The sequence below is a fragment of the Phycicoccus avicenniae genome, from assembly GCF_050496545.1.
GTDB lineage: Bacteria > Actinomycetota > Actinomycetes > Actinomycetales > Dermatophilaceae > Phycicoccus > Phycicoccus avicenniae_A.
In genome coordinates this window covers 84,676-108,221 of the sequence record NZ_JBNVZV010000007.1, presented here as the reverse complement: position 1 = coordinate 108,221, position 23,546 = coordinate 84,676, and the positions used below count along the sequence as shown (strand labels likewise).

Sequence of the window (23,546 nt, the reverse complement as noted above, 5' to 3'; positions counted from 1 at the left end):
CTGGCCTGGCTTGCCACCCATTCGCCTCAAGACGCCTACGGAACCTCGAGCCACTTACCGCGAGGCCCGCGTGGTCCCCGGGGAGCCGCCCTCGGCCTACCAAGCACACATCGCCCGCTCGTGCCGATGAGCGCAAGAACCCAGCAGTACCCCACATTCCGGAGCTCACGTGGGGCTACCCGCGCCCTCTCGGTAAAACTCCTCTTCCCTATGTGCGATGGCGGCGACACATTTCGCGTGCGCTGACGCCTACGGTTGTCTGCGCACACGCATGCGCCCTTGACCACCGCCGCCAGCTCCTCAGTAGTGACGACAGGGATGCATCGGCGTTGCATGTTCAGCAGGGGCTAGCCAGGCGCGTGAGTGCTGGACCGCCACGGCGGGACCCAGACGCGGGTGTGGATGGGTGGTCCGCGTCGACACCCGGCGCCGTCTGAGCCGTCGCGTCTCCATAACGGAGTCGCCGACTTCTCACAGGCAGCCCTCAATCCCCGTGGTTTCACGGATCCGCAGCCCTTCCCCGTGCTCCTACCGTGGCTGGCGGGTGAAGGGAGATGACCGGTGGCAACTGCGACCTCGAGGGCGGCCTGGCGGCGACGCCTGGCCGCTGGAGTCGTGGCGCTGTCGGTCGCCTTCCCCCTGACTGGGTGCGGGCTCGATGACACGGTCAACCGGGCCGTCTCGGCGATCGACCAGGCGATCGACGACATCACGGTGCAGTCCCAGGACTGGCAGGTCACGCTCAACCACATGACCGACGACCTGCCCAGGGAGGCTCGCGAGCTGATCCGGAATGACCTGGTCCAGCTCGCCGAGAAGGCGGTCGGGGCCGCCACCACCGGGGTGCAGTGCATCGTCGACATGCTCGGGAAGCGCGTGGTGGAGGGGTTGCGCGCGCTCCGGGCCCAGCTGCTCGACGAGACGTACGACGCTCCCCCGCCGAGCGTGTGCCTGTTCACCCCGTCCGAGGTCAACCTCGGTGCTGCGGCCGAGGTCTGGCAGACGATCAGCATCTACGGCTACGACATGGACTCCCCCAAGACGTTGCACGCCAGCGTGCGGACCAAGTCCGGCACCACCACCGACATCAGCGGCAAGCTGCGCCAGCAGACGAAGTACCTGTCGGTCCTGGACCTGCAGGACGTGCAGTTCCCCTCGGACGCAGACCTGCTCACCATCTCCGGAGCCAACGACGGGCTGGGGCAGCTGCCCGTCCTCCAACCGGTCCCGCCGAAGTGCAGGACCGAGGAACGTCACGCAGCGCCGGTGGACCGTCAGGTCTCGGCCTCGCTGGTGCGCGGCGACGCCGAGTTCTTCGGCAACGGGCCGCTGACCACCGTCTCGTTCGCCGTGACCAACACCGGTGCCGCACTGCAGGCGACGCTCAGCATCTCGGCACAGGAGCAGGTGCCAGCCCTGTACGCCCCACCCGGGACGTGGTGGAACGGTGACACGTACGCAGAGGGTTCGAGCACGTGGCCGCTGTGGGAGGCACCCGACGGGTGGCAGATCATCTCGTACACCCCTGCCGCCCCAGTAGAGTCCTACGTCGCTCGCGACACCAGTACCGGCATCGACTTCCGGCCGGCATCCGGGGGGTCGATCGTCAAGGCGTGGGCTGTCGTGGGTGACACCCCGGGCGTGGACGTCGGCGTGGCCGGCGGTACGTCGGTGACCGCGTCGCTCACGACCCTCAACGTCGTCATCGCGCAGGTCCCGGGGGTGTCCGGATGCGCCGCGTAGCAGCCCGCCGCCGTGACGGTGCTGACCGGCCGGGTCGCGCCCTGGCGGGCCGGCACGTCCTCGCGGGAGGTGTTGTCGCTGTCGCGGTGCTCACGTCAGCGTCCGCGTGTCCGTGGGGCGGGTCACCGCCGTCGTCGCCGCCGCCGGCCGGCGACCGTTCGGTGGCGGTCGACGCCTCCTGGGTGATGGCCTCCCAGGCGCCCGTGTGCACGGTGACCGTGTCGTGGGTTCTCGAACCGGTGGCGCTCACGGGAACGGTCGGCACCGACACCACCGTGTCGGGCCGCGAGAACCTGACCGCTCAGGCGGCAGCCGGTACCTGCACCTTCCACTGGGGACCCCGCGGTGGGGTCCGTCAGGGCCAGTGGCGGATGCGAACCGACTACCTGGGCACCTGCACGGTGGTGTTGCGGGACACGGTGACGTACGTGCACATGAATGACTGCACGCAGAACCCGCCAGCCGGTTAGCGCCGGGTGGGCGGCGCGTCCCGCGCCCCGCCCACGGGGTCGGGGTCGTCCGAGGTCAGGACGTACCGGGCGAGCTGGGTGCGCGAGCGGAGCCCGACCTTCCGCAATGCGTTGGAGACGTGGTACTCGACCGTGCGGGGGCTCAGGACCAGCTCGCCGGCGATCTCCCGGTTGGTGCGCCCGTGGGCGACCATGCGCGCGATCACCTGCTCCTGGCTGGTCCAGGGCGAGGGGGGTGGGTCGCCCCCCTCGGCGGGGCCCGACCGTCGCCTGGCCCGGTTCACGTACGGCGCCGCGGCCAGCCGCTCGAAGATGCGCGCGGCCGCGGCCAGCTGGCCCTGGCCGCCCTGACCGGCACGGATCAGGTGCTCGCCGTGGAGCAGGTGCGCCATGGCCTCCTCAAAGACCAGCCCCGCCTCCTGAGCGCGGTCCGCCGACTCCGCGAAGGCCTGCGTCGCCAGGGCCGGGCGGCCCTCGCACGCGGCGAGCATCGCGGTGACCCGCGCGAGGCCGACCTGCGTCGCCGGGGCCGGCGAGGGCTGGTCGAGCAGTACACGACGATGCGCGCGCAGCGCGGACCGGTCATCGCGGCGCGCGGCCTCCTCGGCGGCCAGGGCGCGCCAGATGACGGCCCCTGGGGCGTCCAGTCCGTCGCGGTGCTCCCGGGCCGTCAGTTGGTCGGCCGCCAGGCGCACCGAGGGCCAGTCGCCCTCGGCGTGCGCCAGCTGGACCTGGGCGACGAGGGCGAACACGCGGGCAGTGCTACCGCTGGCCCGGCTTGCGGCCAGGGCTACCTCCACGTGCTTCCTGGCGCGCTCGAAGTCGCCTCTACGTGCCGGGATGCTCGAGGCGATGGCTTCGGTCGGGGACGCGGCCCATGCTTCGTCGAAGGCGTCCGTGCTGGCGACCATGCGGGCTGCCCACACCTCCGCCTGGTCCCAGTTGCCCCGGCGGTGCTCCAGCTCGCTGAGGTAGGACTGCGGCACCTGCGCCAAGGCGTAGTGACCCAGCCGTGCCGCGGCCGTTGCGCACCGGCTCAGCACCAGTTGTGCGCCGGCGTGGTCCCCGGCCCACAGGAGCAGGTAGCCGCGCACCGCTTCGGGCAGCAGGTCTACCGGCCCGGGGTGGGTCACCTCGGGCCCAAGCACCGACAGGGCCTGCCTGCACCGCCCTCGAACGGCCAGGGAGCTCGCGAGCATGGCGGTGATCAGGTGCGACTCGACAGGGTGGTCGGCGTTGTGCCGGAGGCGGGCGCGCCGGGCCCACTCCAGTGCCGCTGCCCCGTCCCCGTCGAACATGCGCATCGTCCCGAGCAGCCACGCACCGCCGACGGCGCCGCTGCCTCCACCAGCCCACGCTGCCTGTGCGTGCTCGACCGCACGGGGCAGGTCGTTGTCGACCCACGCCACCCAAGCCGTGAGGTAGTCACGTTGGCTGGAGAGGGTGTGCGGTTCGATGCTCAGCAGTGAGCGTGCGGCGGAACGGTACCCGGACGCCAAGCACACGTGCGCCCCTTCGAGGCGTCGTGCCTCGGCCGTGGCCTGGTCCGGGGAGTGGCGGGCAGCCAGCTCGAGGAGCTCGGCGGCTTCCAGGGGTGCGCTGTCGCGGGCTCGTTCGTGCGCGGTGAGGGCGGCCTCGGCGGCCAGCTCCGCGTTGGGCGGGTCGGTGCCCAGCAGCCGGTGCCGCAGGCTGCGCGCCGGGTCTGGCTCGTGGCCCGCCGCGCGAAGGTGCAAGGCGCGCAGGAGCGCGGGCGGGTAGGTCGCGCCGACCTCCCCCGCGACGCTCGGGTGGGTGAAGTCGACGGGGTCGTCGCCAGCGGCGGCCAGCAGCAGGCCGGCGCTGACCGCCTCAGCCACTGCCCCTTGGACGGTGGTGCCCACGTCGTCCGCGCAGACTCGGGCCAGCTCCCACACCCGCCGCGGCGGGGTGAGGACTGCCAGTGCGGCCAGCAGCTCACGCGCCGCCGGGCCAGTGGTGGCCCACCGGCGAGCGAAGTCCTCGTGCAGGGACTGCGGCACGGGCAGCTCGACCCCGGCGTGCAGACTTTCACGCGTCGTCTCCCTTAGCGCTGCACTGACCCAGAGCGGGTTGCCCTGAGTCAGCTCCACCAGATGCGCGAGTGCGTGCGGCTGCAGGTCGCGTCCCATGACGGCTCGGACCAAAACGGCGACCTCGTCGTGCTCGAGACCGGAGACCTCCAGGACGCGCCCGTGCGGGGGCTGAGCCGCCCGCACGATTGCGCCCAGGTATCCGCGCGGCGCTGGGGCCGCCGGTGCCCGAACCGCTCCCAGGAGAACCGCCCGCTCTGCGACGAGCCGGCGCGCGACGAACGCCAGCACGGCTAGGGAGGCTGGGTCCGCGCACTGCAGGTCGTCGGCGAACACCGCGGTCACAGACCCCGCGCCGCCGCTGGCCGTCACCTCCAGCAGGGCCGATCCGATCTCGACGACGTCCGAGACGGCGGTGGGTGGGGCGCCGGCGGCGGCCAGCAGCTTGCGGGCCAGGCTGAAGTCGGTACCGGACTCGCTCGGCTCCGCCCGGGCGCTGACTGTCCTCGCGGCGGCGGCATGCAGGGCCTCAGTGACCAGGCGGGTCTTTCCCGAGCCACCGGGCCCGTGGACGAGCACGACGCACGGCTGCTCGTTGACGGCGCGGGTGAACGCGTCGCTCAGCTCCTGCAGGTGCCGGCGGCGGCCGACAAACTCGTGCCCGGGCCCGCGCACCAGCGCATCCTCCCAGATGTGGTGGCATAGGGCGCGGCGGGAACGAGGGTTGCCACTCTCACGCGCTGCCCATCGAGATTGGGACGGCCGCCCGACATGCGCGAGAGCGCCCACAGCAGTCGCCCGCTCGCGCCGAAGACAGAGCCGATTGGCTCCTAAGTCGGCAGGTCGCCGCCGGCATGGTCGAGGCAGCCGTCACCGTCGTACTCGACCACCCGTACCGTTGATGCCAACTCGTTGACAGCTCGGCATCCGCAGCGCGCGGCATCGCCGGTCAGCCGGCAGTCGACGCCCGCACATGCCGCATTGGGCACGTCCTCAGCCAGGCGTCGGCGCCGCCTGACATGGTGGGAGCCATGTCAGCAACGCTTCTTCTTGCTGTTGCCCAGCCTGAGGTTCGGAAGGACCCTCGGGAGAACGGGGTGACGGTGCGGCGGCTGATGCGTGCCGCGGCAGAGGGCGGGGCGCGGATGGTGTTGTTCCCCGAGGGCATGGTGTCGGGGTACGCGAAGGCACAGGTCCAGAGCTGGGATGATGTGGACTTCGAGGTCGTGCGCGAGGAACTCGAGGCGGTCGCCGCGCTGGCTGTCGAGTTGTCGATCTGGGTGATTCTTGGCTCTGCACACACACTGACCGCGCCGCACCGACCGCACAACAGTGTGTACGTCGTCGCCGACGACGGTCGCGTGATGGATCGCTACGACAAGCGGGTGTTGTCCAACACCGAGGTCACCCGCTTCTACACCCCTGGGTTCGAGCCGGTGGTCTTCGAGGTCGACGAGTACCGGTTCGGGATCGTGGTGTGCGTGGAGATCAACTTCCCGGACCTGTTCATCGAGTACGAGCAGCTGGGCGTGGACTGCGTGTTGCTGCCCGCCTACCCCGTCGACTCGATCTTCGCGACCAAAGCGCGCGGCTACGCGGCGATCCACAACTATTGGGTGGCCATGTCCATCCCGGCCCAGAGCAGCGAGCTCTTCCTCTCTGCCCTGATCGGTCCCGACGGACAGGTCCTGGCCGAGGTCGACCCGGCGAACGAGCTGCAGGTGGTCGAGCTCGATCCGCACGACCCCGTCAACCACCACGCCCTGACCGTCAAACGGCCCTGGCGTGCGCAGGCCCGCGCTGGCCAGATCTACCGCGACCACCAAGTCGCCGACCCCCGCAGCGACACACGCACGACGTTCTAGCCCTCGGTCCGAAGGACCGCGATCAACACACTCATATGCCGCGTTGTGAGGAGTCGAGGTTGCTCGTGACGCGGAGTCATGGCGGTTGATGCCGTCGGCTTCGCAGTGCCGCTGCACGATTGGGTGGAACAGTGCGGTCATGCTCGCCCGCGATGCCCTGCGCCAAGCCGTCAAGACCACGCTCGCGCCGGCACTGCGCGCCCAGGGCTTTCGTGGCACCTATCCGACGTGGCGCCTGCAGCGCGAGGGCGACGTCGTGCTCGTCAATCTCTTCGGCAACAAGTTCAACGAGGGCCCGTACGGCGACTTCGCGCTGAGCATCGGCGTTGTGCCCGCGGCCTGGTGGGCTTGGAGCCACGAGTGCGCGCAGGGCGACATCCTGTTCGAGAGCGAGAGCCGCCCGGGTAAGGAGCAGCCGTGGGACTGCCTCTACTCGACGGCCGTACGTCCGCGGGGCCGCCGCGAGCAGTGGCCGGTCGACGCCAACCAGGACGTGACTGGCGTCGGGGAGGCGATGACCGCCGCTGCACTGCGCGCGCTACCTGCTGTGCTCGAGCTCACCGGTCCCGGCCAGCTGGCAGCCGCGATCCAAGCGGGCAAGGCGGCACTGACCGGGGCGTCGTCCGCAATCTCGGGCGGGCCAGAGATGTCCCTCGCGGTCCTCCTCAGCGACATCGGGGGTGCGGAGCTCGTCGCTGCCTGCACGACGCTGGAGTCGGTCGCCGAGCACAGCACATCCCCGATGCCGCGGCGAACGCTGCCGTGGGTCCGGCGGCGGGCGGGGCTCGACGACGCGTCGTGATTGCGCGCCGCCTTCCCGAGGCGGCGCACAAGGCTGTCTCGCGGCGCCAGCAGGCACGTGCACTTCACGCCGAGCTCGTACGCTCAGACGTAGTCTCCTGCAGTTTCCCTACCCTCGGGGCCCTTCTACGGCGGAGCCAAGCTTCGGTGACGATCACACCCGACATCACGCCAAGATGGAACAGGATCCCCGACAGTTTCACACTCGCACTAGGCCACATAACGAGCCCCACGACGCTGAAGACACCGAAAACCGCGGCGAGCCAGGTCAGCCGACCCACAACGTCCTTGCGATTGAAGCGCTGCCATATGACGCCCATGAGGAAGCCCCCCGCCGATGCGGACGCCAAGGGCAAAGTCACGGGCGAATCGCCGCCAAGGTCGCTTGCGATCACCAAGCCGACGAACACCAGTCCGTACAAGCCGTCGCGCCACTTGCCCATCGGCGAAGCATGGCACCTTCAAACGTCGAAGGAGTGGGCTTTCGCTTACCGTGCCCGTTCAACCAGCAAAGACTTTCGGTCCCACCGCGCCTCGGGCCACTGGTCGACACCTAGGCGGTGCCAGACCTCGGAGAGCAAACGCCGGCGTCGTTGATCTCTAGCTCTCCTAGACCGCGTCCATCGTCACAGATTCCGGGCGAGACGTTCGCTCATGCCGCTGTTGGGCAAAGGGTGGTTACGCAGTGCCCGCGGGTCCTTCTAGCCTGAGGGGCATGCGAGTACTGCTGGCGGCGCCACGGCGATGGGAGGTCACTCTCACGGATGGCACTCTCATCGAGGTCTGGGCTGACGCCGTCGCCGGGCTATCGAGACCGGAGGAGGATCACGAAGTGCGGTTCGGAGTTCTAATGGACATCGACCCACAACAGCAGCACGAGTTCGAAGTCTCAGCCACAAGCCCCGCAGTTCCGACCCGAGTCGAGGTCGTCGTGGCTCGCTTCCCACGCCAAGCCATCCTTGACGTTCAGAGCAGGTAGGCACGGCTGATTCGTGACGGCGTGATGTCGGCACAAAGAGTTCGAAGAGTCCTGCGAACTCTCCGCTGATGCTGCCGAGGGTTCCGTCCACCCTCACCGGGCGGCAGACTCACGAAGCCCTCGGTCCAGTGGTCCTGGTCGACGGTTCACGTGCCGAAGTAGAAGCACTCGGTCTTACCGCGGAAGCCCACGCAGCCTGGCCCTCGCGATCGCTGACTCGGCGGATTGCTCGCTGCTGTACATGCCGACCGACTTGACATCGCCCTTGCCCGTCGAATGCCGATTGCAATTGCCTGCGCCACCCCTGCACTGCGGGGTGAACCGACCTAAACTGCCTGTCCCAGCACCGATGCGCGCCACCGCGACTCGGCACTGGTGAAGGCTAGCCAGGTTCTATCCGCCGGTCAGCCACCATTGGAGGAACGCGCCTAGCGCTGCCGACAGAGGGCCTGCGAGGAGCGTCGTCCATACGGCGACTCTCCTGTTGGCCCGCCGGTCCGCTCGCAACCGGTGTAGCTCGGCGTGTGACTGCAGACTGAGCCAATCCCGGGCAATGAGGCGCTCATACCGAGGCTCGAAGTTTCCCGGCCCCTGTTTCGCCAAGAGCCAGGCAATCGCTGACGCCAAGCCAGTCAGCACCCAGTCTCTCGTGACCAGGAACACCGTCCCGACGATGACCGCGAGGAGGGCTATGCGGAACCGTCGAAAGAGCCTCCACGCAACGACCTGGTGGGGCGGTAGTCGAGGAGCAGATTCCACGACGCGGCAGATGGCCCGATGCGCGGTCGTGGCCTCGGCCCTTGTCTGCGGGTCGAAGACCGTGACTAGCCGAATCTCGGCAGCCGAGACCTGGATGGACGATTCGCCTAGAGTGCCTCCCGGGTTGACCCAAGAGGTGTTCAGCCGCATTCGCTGCAGCTCCACCGGGTGTCGAACTAGTACGGCTTCTAGGTTCGTTTCGTCTTGAGGGTGCCAGCCGCCGTCCGACACCCCATAGGACTTCGAGGCCGCTCTCACTGCCTCGGCACTCAACGGCTCCATGATCTGAGCAATGACTCGCAAGTCATCTACGTTCAGCCGCAAACCGACGAACGAGTCCGCCCAGAGGTGGTCGTCCCGCTGCTGGCCGAGGCTCTTGGATCCGAGCAAGACTGACGCAACGTCCATGATTCGCCCACCTTCAATTCCGTCGGTTCTGGATGGAGAGGGGCGACCCAAGGGATGACCCCCACCAACCGCCCACTACCCCACGGCGGGGTTATAGCACGCGGTGGGCCGCGAGGTTCTGCGTTCGATCATCTGCGGGCTCCTCGCTTACCGACCCCTGGGGTGAGCGCTTGTGGGGCCCGCCGGCGCATGCTTCGGGTCCGCCTATTGGCACGATCCGACGAACACGGCCGGGCTCGCATGCAGCGCAGCATTCGCGATGTTGTGTGCCCAACGGGCCGATGACCGCCGGTGTCGACGAAGCGGGATCGACGGGCAGCGTCCGCACATGCCACAGTGTGCCTACCTCAAGAGGTGCATGCAGACGCGTGGAACTCGTCCAGCGATCCTGTGGCGTGGACGTCCCGTTCAGTCTTCTCGTCGTAGCCGGCGTTGAACATGACCTGACCTGGCGCCAAGCCGCGGCGCTGGGCTTCGGTGAAGGTCACGGACCCCGTCGAACTGCTGTTGTCGTCAGTCCAGCCGAAGAGCGAGTACTCGCGGCCCGGTTGCAGTTCGGAGAGCGGCAGGGTTGCCATCCATCCCTCCCGAGGTTCGAACAGCGACCAAGAGGACGACGACGTGATGGGGGTGGCTGGATGTCCAGCGGCCGGCGTCGACGCTGCTGTCTTCGGGTTGAGCGGAAGCGTCGTCGTAGTAGAGGGCGGCTCCGTCGATGTGCTCGTCGCAGACCGCCAGATACCCGATCGGACGTCCCCCCTGGTCGACCCCGATCCCAGCAGAGCCCACCACCGGAACGGTGCAGCCAGACAGCACGGCCACCGCGCACAGAGTCAGGAGCAGCCGCTTCACGACTGTGAATGTAGGGCGAGCCCAGTTTGTGCATCAGGGGGCGGCGAGATCGTTGCGGAACCGTGCTCATCGGCCGGGTGGCGAGTATCGGACGGCTCCTCGTCGTTGATGGCAGCATGCCCTCATGGCGAAGAAGGGGCCGCGAGCAAAGACGTTCGCGGAGCTGGCGGGCGAACCCACGTGGTCAGAAACAGCAGCTGTCCGGACTGGCCAGCACGCCGTCCGCCTGGGCGGAACCAATGTCGCTGGGGAGTTCTTCGATCCCAGCGGCAACCGGCTGGCGCTCGAGGCAGCAGACGTGTCGACTGATGCGGCCCAGGAGGCCCTCGATGCGGGGGCCCTCGTAGTAGCCGAAAGCTGCGGGTGTGGTGGCGACTTTGGCGGCTGCACGCCGGTCTGGCTCAGCAATCAGCAATTGCGTTCTCTCCGGGGCGGACCGCCACCGGTCTTCACAGGCAGCCACCGAGCCCCGACGTGGCTGGAGCTGTGGGGAAACACCGAGGGGAGAGTCATCTACGCCCATGGCGACGTGTCCTGGGGAGGGATGGCCCTCGGCTAGACGGCGGCTTCCGCTCATGGCACCCCTTTAGGTCAAGACATTGCGGGGATCGGGGTTCTAGGCTTGGTGGTGGCGGGTCCGGGAAGAGGCTTGTCCGAAGTGCCGGTGTGAGGTTGGGAGCCGGTCGCGCTGGAGTCAGAGTCGCTACCTCGTTGCCCTCTCGGGCCCGTCGCCATGTCGTGTTCGCGGCGCTGCTGGTCGGCGACCATGCGGGCGTACACGACGTTGGACAGGCGCCGTTTGAGCGAACGCATGGCCATCATCGACGGTGTCCCGCCGGCTCTCTTGGCCCGATAGAACTCCCGCCCCGGGGTGGGGTTGCGCAGCTGGACCACGGCCATGATGTGCAGGGTCCGGTTGATCCGGCGGTTCCCGGCGCGGGAGAGCCGATGCCGTTGCTGGGCACCGGAAGAGGCATCCAGGGGTGCGGTGCCGTTCCAGGATGCGAAGCGGTCCTTATCGCGGAAGCGGTGGACATCGCCGACGTCGGCCAGGAGCCGCGCGGCGCCGGTGGGCCCGATCCCGGTCAGCTCCATCAAGGTCGAGCCGCGTTCGGTGACCAGCGCGGTCAGGTCCTTCTCGGCGGTCTTGATCTTGCGGTCGATGGCCTCGAGCTCGCCGATCAGCTCGACCACGATCCGCCGCCGGGTCTTGCCGGGCAGGTCGCGCGGTTTGGTGGTCACGACCAGCGCCCGGGCCTGGGCTGCGGACAGGTACCTTTTGGCACCGCCGGGGAAGAGCTCGAGCAGCAGCCGGTGCAACCGGTTCAGAATTTGGGTGCGGGCCCGGCCCAGCTCGTCGCGCCGGTCCACCAGCAGCCCGATGACGACCAGGTCGTCATCGACCAGCACCTGGTGCAGGCCCGGCTCGGGCGGGGCGTACAGCGCTGCGAGGGCGACCGAGTGCGCGTCGACCGGGTCGGTCTTGCGGCCGTTGCCGGTGGCGAAGGTCCGCACCTGAGCTGACAGCTTCGCCGGCACGTCCAGGACGGTCTCGCCGTCGTGGACCAGCCGGTGCGCGATGTGCCGACCAATACCGTTGCAGCCCTCCACCGCCCACACCCGCTCCCGGTGTGCCCGCTCCGCGGCGAGCATGTCGGCGTAGCCGGCCTTGTCCGTACCGAACCGGCCGACCGTCAACCGTCGCCCGGCGGGGTCGATCACCTCGATCGTGGCCGACCGCTTGTGCGGGTCCATCCCGATGATCACGCCCATCGTCGCGTCCTCCTTCACCGTTGCTGACGAACAGCGGGGAGGGCATTGCTACTTCGAGCGGAACAAACCCCTTTCGAGCCTCTCCTCGCACGGTGCCCGACGAGAACGCATGCCATGAGAGAGCCACACCAATGACACCGGTGGGCAGCCGCGATACGAGCGTCTCGCCGAGCACCTAGACCGAGTCTGGCCAGACACCGATCCTGCGACCAGTCTCTAAGTAGCCGCGGAGCGTGCGTAGCAGGCGGGCGTTGGCATTGGCGTTGGCGTTGGCGTTGGCGTTGGCGTTGGCGTTGGCGTTGGCGTTGGCGTTGATGACGTTGACTCGGTGACGACGAAGATCAGTCGACAACCTCTCCAGTTTCCAAGCTGATGAGATCTTTGCCTACCAGGTGCAGGCTTAGTCCGCCCAGAGCCGGTTCGCCGCCGTGCGGGGCAGTTACGACGTCCTCTCGCATAGCGGCCAGGCGGCGGCGATGGTGGGGGTCTCTGCTGTGGCGCACGTGCCGTCCTACGGACGGCCACGGTTGGTGCCCGTCCTGACAGTGGCTACGGAGCCGATCCCTCATCCGGTCGTGGAAGGACGGGAGGGCGTAGCGGTGCCAGTCCTCCAGGGCGTCTGACGTGTTCGCCATGCCTGCACGGCGCCGTTGGTCCGCCAGTACCGCAACGTCGTGGACGAGGTGTGGGTGCTCCACCCAACAGTCGGGGATGAAAGGTGCGGGGTCCCAGGTGTAGTCCTCGTTGAGCCAGGTGACGACGTCGTCGAGCCAAAGCCAGAGCTCGAGACGAAGATCCGGGTGGGTACAGGTCGGTGGGTCCCACGGACGCGGAAGTCGTCGTAGGTCACCGAGGGCTCGCACCTGGTCCGGGGTGCCGTTGGCGGCGATCTGGAGCTCCCAGTACGCGTGCTCGACAAGGCGACCTGGTCGAGGGAAGGCACGCACCAGCGGTCGGCCCTCGACGTCCGGCGCGGCGTCCTCAGTCATGACCACTGCCCGGTTGTTCTCGTTGACTCTCGAGACCGAGTGCTCTGGCTCGCGAGACCGCAGCCATGGTGCGTGCCGCGATCGACACCTCTGCGGCGTCGCGATCGGTCAGACCGGTGCGCGCCAGTCTCGCCGCTGCCGTCAACGCCCTCCCTCTCCTGCCGTCCGTGCATCGCGCAAGTCGGGCCACGAGGGGTCGGCCGTGCTCGGCGACGACGAGTGCGTGCCGGGGCGCGAGCTGGCGGATCTCCGGACCGGTGAGGATCGGGATGTCCTCGCCGCTGATCGAGCGCTGGTTGGTGGTCGAGGTCCACGTCGTGCGGGAGATGCGCACGCGCCCGAGCAGGTCCGAGGTCTCCTGGTTGAAGGCCGCGTCCTTCGAGCCGCCGAAGAGGACCAAGACGTTGGTCAGCCCCAGCACCGACCGGGCAGCATGCTCGCCGAAGACCTGACTGAGCTGGGCCCGGGTCTGGGCCGCCCAGATGAACGAGACCCCAAGCGCGCGTTCGTTGGCCATGCGGGTCTGCAGGGTGGGCAGCGGTGTCGTCGAGGGCAGCTCGTCCAGGCAGGCCAGCATCGGCGGGCACAAGCGACCCCACGGTGAGCGGTGAGCGAGCTCGAGCGCGGTGTCTAGGACGTGTTCAGCGACGGCCGTCATCAGCGGTGACGCGGAGTCGTAGGGGCTATCCCGACCGAGCAGGTAGATGGTCCCGCCGCGGGTGATCAGGTCGGCGACGTCCGTGGCCGGCCGTCCCTCCCCCGGGGTGCATCGCCGCCTGGTCCCCTCCTGGAAGAAGAGCGAGAGCGCCTGCTGGACCGTGGTCGTGGTGTTGCCCGCGGTCCGCTCGTCCCCCCGTAGGGCCCCATGGAGCAGTCCACGCCAGAACGGGGCCGCGTCCGGGTGGCCACCGAGGATCTCGAGCGGCTCGGTCGCCGCGGCCGGGTGGGCCACCCAGCGCAGGACGTCGTCGAGGTCTCGCCCGGTCAGGGCCGCCGCATGCAGGTAGGCCTGGATGACCTTGGCCGCCTCGCCCGCATAGAAGCGGGCGGCGTCGTCGCCGTGACCGCGCTGCCCGGCGGCACCGACAGTGCCGGCGGTGAACGCCTTTGCGCGCCGCTCGGCGATGACCGGGTCGACACACCCGGCGACCGGGTCCCACACCAGCTCCGGAAGTCCGGGAACCAGACCGAAGGGGTCCAGCACCGCGCACGGCCGGCCATCGGCCCCTCGAGAGGTGATCGTCAGAAGCAGGTCCTCGGGCTTGGTCAAGGTGACCAGGGCGGCCCCGGGCGCTCCGAGCAGGGCCGGGGTGAGCAGGTCCAGCGTCTTGCCAGACCCCTGCGGCCCGATGACCCCGGCGGTGCGGTCCCACGGAACCCACAGGTCACCACCCCGGGGCTGCCAGGCACGCCCCAGACGCCATCCGACCTGCGCGGGGTCCACGGTGCTCATCGCCGGTCCCTCCCGCGGTACAGGTCGGGGCGCACGAGCGGTGCGACCGACCGCAGGCGTCGCACGCCGAGCAGCTCCTCGGCCTCGGCGCGGCTGGCCATCCCTCGAACGCGTCCCGGGCCCCAGCGGCGCACGGCGGTCACCGTGATGGCACCCAGGCCGGCTACGGTCGCGCTCTCGCAGAGGGCGATCCACACGTACAAGGCGGTCGCTGTAGCGACGGGCCCCGGAGGGAGGCCGGCCCTCGCGTCGCCGGCCAGCAGTCGCGGCAGCACGGTGAACAGTTGGTCCCGCGACGTGAAGGACCAGACTCCCGCCGTGGTGCCGTTGGCCAGCAACCGGGCGGCGTGGACGGCCACGGTGAGCAGCAGGAGGACGCTCGTCGTGGCCGCGAGCGGGATCTCCCAGGTCCACGGGTAGGGCGTGCTGCGGCGGCTGGACTGCATGGCTCCTCCTTCAGTTCGGGTCGCGACGCTGCGGGTGGGCGGACGTGGCGGAGGCGACGTCTTCCCTGCGGGCCAGGTCCTGGCTCGTGAGGAGGCGGTTCGAGGTGCCGAGGTCGGGGCGACGAACGGGCTCGGTCAGCGCGTCGAGGTGGCCGCCAGCGTGCGCGTGTCGGCGGATCAGGAGGTGGTGGGCGTGCTCGGTCAGTTCCTCATCGACGTCCACAGGACTCGGCCGGCATCCCCAGTGCTCGGCCAGTCGCTCCAGGAGGTCCGGTCGGCGCTGCGCGAGGAGCTGGACGCGGTGGCGCAGCGGACCGAGCTCGTACTCGAGGCGTTGCGCGGCGACGAACGGCGAGAGGGTGTGAGCCCCCGCGTGCCGGACCGCCTCTCCCAGGTCCCGGTTCACGCCGGCGATGATGCTGGGCTCGCTGCTGTCGGTCGAACTCATCTGCGGCTCCCTCCGCGTTCGGGTTTTGCTGTGGGACAGGGATTTGTCGACACGCTCGAGCTGGTGTCGTAGGCGTGGGCGTAGGACAGGACGTCGGCGACGTACCAGTCGGCGTGGTTGTAGGCGAAGAGCGCACGACCGATCCCGGCCGGCCCCTCGCGTGCGCCGGAGGCGGCGAGGTAGTGCGCGGCGGCGTAGATGCTGTCGGCGTCGTCGGTGATGCGGGCGTGGCCGTCGCCATCACCGTCGACGCCGTACCTGGCCCACGTGGCAGGCAGGAACTGCATGAGGCCGCTGGCTCCCGCGCTCGAGATGCCGGTCACCATCCCGTGCCGGGTCTCCTCCATGCCGACCCCGGCCAGCAGTGTCCACGGCACGCCGTAGCTCTCCCCCGCCGCTACGTACAGGGACCTGATCCGGGCCGGGATGGGGGCTGCCGGCGTCGTGACGGACTGCAGGCGGGGGCCGGTCACGGGAGGCAACGAGCTCTGCGTTGCGGCCCCTCTGCGGGGGGCGCGCTGACTGGGTTCGGTCGGGGCGTGACCGGTCAGCGGGGCGCCGCGAGCGGCCATGAAGGGTTCGGGGTCGACGGGGACACCCTGCTGTTGGATCTCAAAGTGGAGGTGGTCGCCGGTCGAGGTTCCGGTGGAGCCCTCGATGCCGAGCTGCTGACCGGCTGCCACTGCGGCACCGCGGTGGACACCCGGGGCGAGGCTGGCCAGGTGGGCGTAGCGGCTCATGACACCGTCGGGGTGGGCCAGGTCGACGCTCAGCCCGATGCCGGGGCGCGACTCGGCGACCGTGACGGTGCCCGTGTGCGCGGCCACGACCGGTCCCGGACCGGGCAGGCTGGCCAGGTCCACGCCGGAGTGCAGGCGCCACACGTGCTCGATCGGGTGCAGGCGCATCCCGAATCCGCTCGTGCGAACGTAGCTCTGCGCGAATGGAGCCCGCCAGCGACCGTCTCCGGTAGCAGCCCTGGCGCAATCGACGGTCGCGGCGGCCACGGGTGCGGCGACGGCTGTGATGAGGAAGGCCGCACCCACCGTGAGCAGGGCGACGGCGGCGAACAGCAGCCCCACGACCGCCGTGAGGGTCCGGCTGGAAGATGGCGTGGGCATCGACGGTTCCTCGCACTCAGGCCGCGCCGGTGATGGCGTCGTTGGTGAAGGTCAGCCGAGCCTCGAGCGGGTGCAGGACGGTCTGGACCTTATAGTGCCGGTCTCCGACCCGCCAGAGGGCGCGGCCCTTGCCCTGCATGGCCCACCGGGTCACGACATCGCGGGCCATCGGCGGAAGCCCGAGCAGGGTCTCGAGCTCGTCGGCGACGCCGGCGTCCTGTCCGTGCAGGATCGTGGTGTCGGCCAGGTGCAGCAGGTCCTTCGCGATCGTCACGGCCTGCGAGCCGGCGGCTCCGACCGAGAGCAGGTCGGCCGGCTTGTGGGCGTTGGCCCACTGGATGTCGCCACTGCTGCGCGAGAGGCGCAGGTCGGCGTCGAAGGACTTCACCGCCTCCGGACCGAGGCGCATCTGCTTCCACACCTCGTCGCGGACCGTGATCCGCAGCTCCCCCGGGCGGGCCTGCTCGCGCAGGCCGCGACCCCATGAGGACAGGCAGGTCAGGGCGATCCCGACCGCCTCGTCCCCCAGCGGCAGCAGGCGCGAGAGGGACAGCGAGGCCAGGGGCGCTTCCCAGTCCAGCGCCACCGTGGTGGTGGCGTCGAACAGCCCGGCGAGCGCGCCGTCCACGAGCTGGCCCAAGGCGTCGCGCAGCACTCTCGTCTCGTCGAGGAGCTGGCGGGGGCTGGCGTAGCGGCAGTCGGTCACGAGGGTGTCGGTGGGGTTGGCCAGTAGGTGCCACAGCGCCGGGATCGTGGTCTCGCGCAGACGGGTCGCGCCGTGGGCGTGTCCGGTCAGCTCGCGCAGGGCGGCTTTGAGGACCTGCTCCTCGACCGGTCCGCAGGGGACGGGGTGGGCGCCGACGCGCTGGGAGCCGACGAGCCCGCGCAGTAGCGTGAGCCAGCGTCCGAAAACGAGTCCGGCCCGCAGGCCCGCCTCCTCGCGCGAGAGCCGGTCCCACCCGGCGGCCAGGGGCCCGAAGTCGAGGGGGTTGACGCGGGCGGGCAGGCCGGGCCCCACCGCGATCGGGCTGACCCCCAGCAGGCGCGCGAGGGGTTCGTACTCGTCCTTGGGGTCCCCCAGGATCAGGGCTCGGTACCCGAAGTCGAGCATGCGCAGCAGGAACGCCTTAGTGGTGGCGGACTTGCCGCGGCCGGGCTTGCCGAAGCAGATGACGTTGGGGTTGGTCACGCCGATGTCATCGCGCAGCACCCACCCCAGCGGGTCGGCGTAGAAGGCGCCTCCGGACAGGACGTCGATGCCGATCTGTGCACCGGTCGGTGGCAGGCCGGGCGTGGCGATGAAGGGCCACAGAACCGGCGCCTGGTCCGAGGTCATCCGCCAGCTCGAGACCGGCGGGTGCGGAGAACCGGCCCAGCCGCGTCCCGCTGCGCGGCGGCCGCCCGGCGACGCGCCGTGGAAGAGCCGCCCCGGCGGAGCCACCGAGGGTGGGAGCTCAGCCACTGAGTGTTCGTGCCCGAAGTCGCTGAGCAGCTGGGGAACCGGCCGGCCCGGGGCGGGGCGAGTCCGCCGCATCGTCACCACCACCCCGGCGTGCCGACATCGTCACCGGAGGCGCCGCGGCCGCGACGCAGCGGGGTGGTGTTCGCGCGTCGGGCGGCGGCCTCGAGGTCGCCGGCTTCGGCAGGATGTCCTTCGCGGCGCAGCACGGTGGCGCTGGCGCGACAGGCCGTGGCCCAGCGCTCGACGGCGGAGGGGTCGTCGCCGCGTCTCGGGGGGTACGTGGTCATCTCAGGCCCTCCCCCGGGTCAGAGAGACTCCGAGCGGGATGGTGGCTGCCGCGAACGCCGCGTCCTGGGACAGGTCCATCCGCAACGGGGCGAACCCTGCGGCGCGGATCGCGGCGTCCAGGCGGCGGCCGTGCTCGGAGATCCGGGCCGTCTTCGGTGCGGTGACCGAGGCCAGGGCGTACGCGCGCACCAAGGCGTGACCGCGGGCCAGCTTGTGGTCCAGGTCCCTGACCCGGGCGGTCTCGTGCGCCGAGCGCGCGGACTGGCGCATCCGCGCCCGCGAGCGCAGCCCCTCGGCCATGTCGGCGGTCCACTCGCTCGAGGCGGTCTGTCGGCTGGCGGCCCGTTCGGCGGTGATCGGGTAGGCCACGAGGATCGAGCGGCGCTCCCCCACCCCGGGCACCAGGACCGGTGCGAGCGAGCCGAGGAGGGCGCCGCGCACCGGCAGGACGACCGTGGCGGTCACCGAGTTCCAGGCGTCGTGGCTGTAGTGGCGGGCCGCGACGTCCGCGCCGGACGGGCCGGCCACGGCCCAGGGCACGTCCACGGATCCCTCGCGGGTCAGCGCGTCGATGATCCCCGCGCGGTCCCCCGGGGCGAACCCGGTCCGGCAGGCCACCGCCAGCTCCGGGGAGGTCAGCCACGTCACCTGCGTCATCCCCAGACCGGAGCGCAGGTGCCCCTCGACCTCGGTGAGGACACCGTGCAGCACCTGGGCCCGCCCCTCGAGCCCGCCGCCGGCCTCCCGGGCGGCCTTGGCCAGGCGCCCCTCGGGGACCAGCACGCTCACGAAGCTCTCCGTGCGCACCGACGCCGAGGTCAGCGCGCGCTGCAGCTCGTCGTTGACCGCTCGCGCCGCTGGTGGGGCGTCCCGCGGGCGTTGCCGGGTGGTCCAGGCGTCCCGCTCGGCGCCGTCCTCGGGGACCGTGCGCACCATCAGCTGGACCTCGTCGACGAGCTCGGTCGCCCGCGCCGCGTCCAGCAGCTGGGTGAGCCCGGCCCCGTAGAGGTCGCGCTGGGCGGGTTCGCTCAGGCCGATCCCGGGGTGGACCACGGCCGCGGTGACCGCCCACGTCCGGGTGGGGTGGTGCTGGACGAGCGCGACCCGGCGTCCCAGCGGTCCGGCCGGCGGTGCCTCGTGGACGGTCGTGCCGGCCAGGACGCCGGGCAGGTCCGTGGCCCCTGCCGGGTCGGGGTCACCGGCGGCGGCGCGGGCGGTGAACCTCGACCAGCCGGTCGCCGCGCCGCCGGCGTGGGCGGCGGCCGCCAGCAGCCACCCGGCGCTGGAGCGTCCGCGCACCGGCGTCACGACGAGGACGGTCAGCATCACCCACCCGGCCAGCCAGGCCGCCGCGAGCGCCCACGCCCCGAGCGAGACCTCCCACAGGGCGGGCAGGATCCCGGTCGTAACGGCGCCGAGCTGCCACCCGGTCAGGCCAAAGAAGAACCCGATCCGGGAGCGCGAGTAATCGCGGTAGGTGGTGGGGTCCATCGTGGGTCTCCTCGTGGTGTCGGGGCGTCAGGCCGGGACGATCGGGACGGCGGCCGACGCCGCACCGGCCTCGACGGGGGCGCCGGACGCGGCAGCGCTCCCTCCGCCCGCGCCGCCGGACAGATCTGCCAGGGGGTCCGGTGTGGCCGGGCCGGCCCCGTCGGTCCCGGGCAGCAGGTGCACCGGCAGGCGAGCGCTGCCACCGCCCCGGGGACCGGTGTCCGGGACGTAGGTGTTGTGCCCGACCCCCATCTGGTTGGTCGCGTCGGCGCCGATCGCGGCCGTCGTGGCGCCCCACCCAGCCGCGGCACCCAACGCGGTCCCGGCGGCGGTCCCGAGCGCGCCGCCGACCGTGCCGAGGAAGCCCGTCGCGCCCTGGGTGAAGCGGCTGGTCGTGGCAGCCTCGCCGGCGCCCTCTCCGGCCGAGCGTCCGGAGTCGTCCGTGCTCATCGCGCTCGCTGCGCCGGAGGCGACGCTCCCGTCCTCGCCACCCGCCGCGCCCGGGACCAGACCGCTCAGGCCGCCGGCACTGGCGACCCCGGCCCGCAGCGCCGCGCCCGAGCTGGTGCCGGGGTCGACGAACGCGAGCAGCTTGAACAGGGCGAGCGGGGCGAAGGTCGAGACCACCAGCAGCAGCACCCCCGGGACGGCGGAGCCGACCGCAGCCGGCAAGGAGCGGGCGTCCTCGATGACGACCCGACTCGACAGCTGGGCACCGGCCCCGAGGACGAGGGCCATCAGCGGTGGGGTCAGGGCCGCTGCGTGGGTCCACCGGACGGTCTTCCAGAACCAGGTTCGACCGACCTCAGAGACCAGGCCCGCGGCCGCGATGGGCGCGGTCACCGTGAGGACGACCAAGGCGGCGCCCCGGGACAGCAGGACCACGAGGTGCCCGATCGCCGCCAGCAGCACCAGGACGCCCAGGACCCCGAGCACCGTGGCCAGGGTGGCGTCGCTCAGGTCCTCCACCCGCACCGGGCCCCACGGCCGCCAGGCCGACCACGAGTCCACGCCCAAGGTGGCGCGCATGACGGCCGTGGTCAGCCCGGAGCAGGCGACCAGCAGCGCCACGACGTAGGTGACCCAGCAGGCCCACACCATGACGAACTGCCCGGACCCCATCAGCAGCCGCGCGACGGACCGGCCATCGCGGCGCACCGCCGCCACGCCCGTCTGGACCGCGATGAGCAGGACGACCAGCGTGACGGCGATCCACGCCGTCAGCCGGTAGGTCTGCGCGAGAGGGCCGGACTCGCTCAGGTCGGGGGTGAGGAACTCATCCAGCAGGCCGAGGACCAGGCGCAGCAGCCACAAGCCGGCGTTCCAGATGCCGAGCATCGCCACGGTCCAGGCGTCGGCGACCACCTGGCCGGCGGCGTTGCCAAGCGCGGCGAAGGGGTCGGTCAGGTCGCCCCACCCGTCAGTCGGTGCCACGGTGCGTCACCTCTGCGGGTTCGGCCCAGGGTCGCCAGCCGGACCCGACGGCGACGGGCTCCCCCGGCCGGTTCGTGGGGATTGGCGGCGGCGCGGCGCCCGGCGCGATCTGCCAGCGGCCCTCGTGCCACGCCATCCGCTCGCAGTGGCCGTAGAGGATGGACGCGGTAGTGGCCAGGGTGGCCCGGACCCGCAGCAGGACACAGGCGAGGACCCAGTCAGGTCCATCGACGCCCTTGACCTGCGCGGCGATCGGGGTGACCGTCACCGCCGGGTCCGTCCCCGCTGCGGGGCCCGCCGCCGCAGCGGTCAGGAACGCGTCCACGTTCCGAGCGATCATCCAGTCCGTGACCGGCGGCGCCCCCGGCAGCGCCCAGGCGGCGTGGACCTGCCCGGCGCGCTGGACCGCCATCGTCGTCAGGACAGTCGCGTCGATCGCGGCCAGCTGCCCCACGGCCCCTGCGGGCGTACGCGGGTACCCCGTCGGCACTCCCGCCGGCCCGAGACGGGTCGGCGCCGGGACGGTCATCGCGGCCGGTCCCGGACTGCCGAGCCCAGCGAGACCCGTCGCGGCCCCCTCGGACGGGAGGGGCGCGGCCGCGATCTCGTCCCGCACCCGCGGCCCAACGGGCCTGTCGTCCACCGTGATCGTGGTGCTCGGGACCGAGGTGGACGGGTCGGTCGTGGCGTCCCACCACGCGTAGCCCAGTCCCCCGCAGAGCAGGACGGCCATGGCGGTGACGCCGGCCAGGACCGCGACGACCCGGCGGCGGCTCCAGGCGGGCGCATCGGGCATCAGACGCACCCCGACCCGGTCATGGCCCGGACGATGCCGGGCAGGACGAGGTAGCCGATGACGGCGACGAAGACGACGACGATGCCGACGACGCTGGCCTTCGAGGCGTGCGGCATCCCGAAGACCCGCCCGGCCACCGCCCCGCCGATGCCGACGACCACGCCGAGGACGAAGAGCATCCCCACCGCCCAGAGCACGTAGCCCATCAGCTGGTCCGCGTACTGCTGCGCACCCGGCGGAGCCTTCGGGCAGATCCGTGCCGGCAGGTCGGCCGGCACGACGAGCCGGCGGGTCATCACGCCGCACCCCTGGCCTGTCGGGTCGCGCCGACGATCGCCTGCGCGGCTCGCACCAGGGCCGGCGGAAGGGGGCGGGAGTCGACGCCTCGTTCGGCGAGTCGGCTGTCCTGGGCGACGTTGACGATGTTTGCGGCAGCCACCTCGTGCCCGCGCAGGGTGGTCTCGAGGAGGGTCCGCACCGCGGGTGCGGGGCGGCGCGAACCGACCAGCGCGACCGTGACGGCGGCGTGGTCCAGCACGCGCAGGACCGCATCGAGCCGGCGCGCCCCGGGCACCGTGGCGGGAGCGACGACCACCACCACACCGGGCCGGGCCAGGACGTCGGTCAGCCAGCAGTCACCGGCCACGACGGCGCTGACGTCCCAGCCGACATCGAGCACGCACAGCCCGTCGGCCACGACGTCGGGCGGCACCTGCACCTCGGACAGGGTGTGCACGGGAGTGGCCGGGCGGAGCAGGGTGACGGGGCCACGGGCGCCCCGGGCCCACTCCCCCTCACGCCCGAGCTCCTCGGTCGCGGCTGCCGTCAGTCGCGAGGTAGTGGGGCTGGAGCACTCGACCAGCCAGGCCCGCCCCGCGGCGGTGGCCACCGCGAGGGCGAGGGTCGAGGCGCCGGTCCCGGCGCAGGCACCAATGACAGGCAGCACAGGCGCGGCCGACGTCCAGATCGCACGCTCGGCCCCGGGTGCTGGTGTGCGGTAGTGGCCGGAGAGCACGCCGCGGTAGGCGCGCTGGAGCTCGGCGACGCTGACCGGCCGGCGGGCGGCCACGGCGCTCATGCCGGCACCCGCTGCGTCACGCCGCCGGCGAGGGCATCGAGGGCACGTGCCGCGCGGCGCCGCACCTGCCGGTCGGACAGGTGCAGCTGCCCGGCCACGGCCTGGCCGGCCCGCCGGCTCACGAGGCCGCCCCGTGCCCGGGTGCAGTCACCGGGCCGGGTCTCGTCCGCGAGTCGCAGCAGCAGTCCCCGGTCGCGGTCGCTGATGACCTCGCGCGCGACGGCGCCGTCCAGCACGGCTCGCAGCTCCCGCTCCGGCGTCGGTTCCGGCGCCGGCTCGGTGACGGCGCTCCACGCCGGGTCGAAGGGGTCCAAGACCGTCGAGCGGGACCACGCCGCGTCGCTCGGCGGCGCGAGCCCGAGGTCGCGGCGGACGGCGACCCGCACCCGCGCGAGGATGTTCGCCGCGACCTTGTGGGTCGCCGTGACGGGCAGCGTGCGCACCTCGAGCCACAGCTGCGCCGCCACCAGCTCGTCGATCCTCGGGGAGGCGTAGTGCAGCCGTCGGGCGACGTTGACCGCGCCCGGCACCAGCGCCCACGCGAGCACTGCTGCTGCCGGGACCTCGTCCGCGCCCGCGCAACTACCCAACCGGCCCAGGGCGCACACGACGTCGTTGCGCGGGCCGAAGTCCAGGGTGCGCATCCACGCGTGGAGCTCGCCCGGCGGTGGCGCCGAACCCAGGACCGGATGGGCGAGCGCCCATTCGCTCCACCGCTCTTCTGCGGCCCGCAGCAGGTCCGCGTCGGGACTGACCAGCCCCAGCTGTCCGGCGACGCTCATCGCATGCTCCTTCCACCGTCATCGACGGCAGAACGGTGGCGTCCCCACGTCCCCGAACTC

At 71.3% G+C, this 23,546-nt stretch carries 22 protein-coding genes; 5 read left to right on the top strand and 17 right to left on the bottom strand.

Features of this window, described 5'->3' with window-relative positions; genetic code table 11:
• Positions 1–561 precede the first annotated feature (561 nt).
• Both ACQZ2A_RS08290 and ACQZ2A_RS08285 read left to right on the top strand, forming a co-directional pair.
• Positions 562–1,743 carry a hypothetical protein gene (locus ACQZ2A_RS08290; RefSeq protein WP_430209416.1) on the top strand — a complete coding sequence of 394 codons (1,182 nt, stop codon included), beginning with the start codon at positions 562–564 and terminating at the stop codon, positions 1,741–1,743.
• Positions 1,744–1,904: 161 nt separating this feature from the next.
• Positions 1,905–2,213, top strand: coding sequence for a hypothetical protein (locus ACQZ2A_RS08285; RefSeq protein WP_430209413.1), 309 nt, complete (start codon positions 1,905–1,907; stop codon positions 2,211–2,213).
• Here the strand turns inward: ACQZ2A_RS08285 and ACQZ2A_RS08280 are convergent.
• Positions 2,210–4,936 carry an AAA family ATPase gene (locus ACQZ2A_RS08280; RefSeq protein ID WP_430209410.1) on the bottom strand — a complete coding sequence of 909 codons (2,727 nt, stop codon included), beginning with the start codon at positions 4,934–4,936 and terminating at the stop codon, positions 2,210–2,212. The genes ACQZ2A_RS08285 and ACQZ2A_RS08280 overlap by 4 nt on opposite strands.
• A gap of 344 nt (positions 4,937–5,280) precedes the next feature.
• On the opposite strand from ACQZ2A_RS08280, the gene ACQZ2A_RS08275 reads away from it, so the two are divergent.
• Positions 5,281–6,126, top strand: coding sequence for a carbon-nitrogen hydrolase family protein (locus ACQZ2A_RS08275; protein ID WP_430209407.1), 846 nt, complete (start codon positions 5,281–5,283; stop codon positions 6,124–6,126).
• Positions 6,127–6,265: 139 nt separating this feature from the next.
• Complete coding sequence (locus tag ACQZ2A_RS08270) at positions 6,266–6,928, top strand: DUF4304 domain-containing protein (protein ID WP_430209404.1); 663 nt, start codon at positions 6,266–6,268, stop codon at positions 6,926–6,928.
• Positions 6,929–6,992: 64 nt separating this feature from the next.
• Here the strand turns inward: ACQZ2A_RS08270 and ACQZ2A_RS08265 are convergent, their stop codons facing one another.
• The 3 genes from ACQZ2A_RS08265 to ACQZ2A_RS08255 all read right to left on the bottom strand — a co-directional run bounded on the left by ACQZ2A_RS08265 (position 6,993) and on the right by ACQZ2A_RS08255 (position 9,651).
• Complete coding sequence (locus ACQZ2A_RS08265) at positions 6,993–7,370, bottom strand: hypothetical protein (protein ID WP_430209403.1); 378 nt, start codon at positions 7,368–7,370, stop codon at positions 6,993–6,995.
• A 929-nt stretch (positions 7,371–8,299) separates the two neighbouring features.
• Positions 8,300–9,073 carry a hypothetical protein gene (locus ACQZ2A_RS08260; RefSeq protein ID WP_430209401.1) on the bottom strand — a complete coding sequence of 258 codons (774 nt, stop codon included), beginning with the start codon at positions 9,071–9,073 and terminating at the stop codon, positions 8,300–8,302.
• Positions 9,074–9,420: 347 nt separating this feature from the next.
• On the bottom strand, positions 9,421–9,651 hold the full coding sequence (locus ACQZ2A_RS08255; protein WP_430209398.1) for a hypothetical protein: 231 nt from the start codon (positions 9,649–9,651) through the stop codon (positions 9,421–9,423).
• Between the two features lie 398 nt (positions 9,652–10,049).
• Here ACQZ2A_RS08255 and ACQZ2A_RS08250 point away from each other — a divergent pair, with 398 nt between their 5' ends.
• Positions 10,050–10,484, top strand: a complete 435-nt coding sequence (locus ACQZ2A_RS08250; protein WP_430209397.1) for a hypothetical protein — start codon at positions 10,050–10,052, stop codon at positions 10,482–10,484.
• 32 nt (positions 10,485–10,516) lie between these two features.
• On the opposite strand, the gene ACQZ2A_RS08245 is transcribed toward ACQZ2A_RS08250, so the two are convergent.
• The 13 genes from ACQZ2A_RS08245 to ACQZ2A_RS08185 form a co-directional block, all read right to left on the bottom strand.
• Positions 10,517–11,698: an IS110 family transposase gene (locus ACQZ2A_RS08245; RefSeq protein ID WP_430209394.1), complete on the bottom strand. Its 1,182-nt coding sequence runs from the start codon at positions 11,696–11,698 to the stop codon at positions 10,517–10,519.
• 981 nt (positions 11,699–12,679) lie between these two features.
• On the bottom strand, positions 12,680–14,140 hold the full coding sequence (locus ACQZ2A_RS08240; protein ID WP_430209393.1) for a type IV secretory system conjugative DNA transfer family protein: 1,461 nt from the start codon (positions 14,138–14,140) through the stop codon (positions 12,680–12,682).
• A complete protein-coding gene (locus ACQZ2A_RS08235) occupies positions 14,137–14,586 on the bottom strand; it encodes a hypothetical protein (RefSeq protein WP_430209391.1) in 450 nt (149 codons plus the stop codon). Before ACQZ2A_RS08235 ends, ACQZ2A_RS08240 begins: the two co-directional genes overlap by 4 nt.
• Before the next feature lie 10 nt (positions 14,587–14,596).
• On the bottom strand, positions 14,597–15,034 hold the full coding sequence (locus tag ACQZ2A_RS08230) for a hypothetical protein (RefSeq protein ID WP_430209390.1): 438 nt from the start codon (positions 15,032–15,034) through the stop codon (positions 14,597–14,599).
• Complete coding sequence (locus ACQZ2A_RS08225; RefSeq protein WP_430209388.1) at positions 15,031–16,155, bottom strand: peptidoglycan DD-metalloendopeptidase family protein; 1,125 nt, start codon at positions 16,153–16,155, stop codon at positions 15,031–15,033. The genes ACQZ2A_RS08230 and ACQZ2A_RS08225 overlap by 4 nt, the downstream gene beginning before the upstream one ends.
• A gap of 16 nt (positions 16,156–16,171) precedes the next feature.
• Positions 16,172–17,491, bottom strand: coding sequence for an ATP-binding protein (locus ACQZ2A_RS08220; RefSeq protein WP_430209385.1), 1,320 nt, complete (start codon positions 17,489–17,491; stop codon positions 16,172–16,174).
• Between the two features lie 200 nt (positions 17,492–17,691).
• Positions 17,692–17,904, bottom strand: coding sequence for a hypothetical protein (locus ACQZ2A_RS08215; RefSeq protein WP_430209383.1), 213 nt, complete (start codon positions 17,902–17,904; stop codon positions 17,692–17,694).
• A gap of 1 nt (position 17,905) precedes the next feature.
• The gene (locus ACQZ2A_RS08210; protein ID WP_430209381.1) at positions 17,906–19,396 is read right to left on the bottom strand and encodes an SCO6880 family protein; all 1,491 of its coding nucleotides are present in this window, start codon (positions 19,394–19,396) and stop codon (positions 17,906–17,908) included.
• Between the two features lie 27 nt (positions 19,397–19,423).
• Positions 19,424–20,830: a hypothetical protein gene (locus ACQZ2A_RS08205; RefSeq protein WP_430209379.1), complete on the bottom strand. Its 1,407-nt coding sequence runs from the start codon at positions 20,828–20,830 to the stop codon at positions 19,424–19,426.
• Positions 20,817–21,626, bottom strand: coding sequence for a hypothetical protein (locus ACQZ2A_RS08200; RefSeq protein WP_430209376.1), 810 nt, complete (start codon positions 21,624–21,626; stop codon positions 20,817–20,819). The genes ACQZ2A_RS08205 and ACQZ2A_RS08200 overlap by 14 nt, the downstream gene beginning before the upstream one ends.
• A complete protein-coding gene (locus tag ACQZ2A_RS08195) occupies positions 21,626–21,922 on the bottom strand; it encodes a hypothetical protein (protein WP_430209571.1) in 297 nt (98 codons plus the stop codon). The genes ACQZ2A_RS08200 and ACQZ2A_RS08195 overlap by 1 nt, the downstream gene beginning before the upstream one ends.
• Positions 21,922–22,704, bottom strand: a complete 783-nt coding sequence (locus ACQZ2A_RS08190; RefSeq protein ID WP_430209373.1) for a hypothetical protein — start codon at positions 22,702–22,704, stop codon at positions 21,922–21,924. Before ACQZ2A_RS08190 ends, ACQZ2A_RS08195 begins: the two co-directional genes overlap by 1 nt.
• Positions 22,701–23,486 carry a hypothetical protein gene (locus ACQZ2A_RS08185; RefSeq protein WP_430209370.1) on the bottom strand — a complete coding sequence of 262 codons (786 nt, stop codon included), beginning with the start codon at positions 23,484–23,486 and terminating at the stop codon, positions 22,701–22,703. The genes ACQZ2A_RS08190 and ACQZ2A_RS08185 overlap by 4 nt, the downstream gene beginning before the upstream one ends.
• Positions 23,487–23,546: the final 60 nt, after the last annotated feature.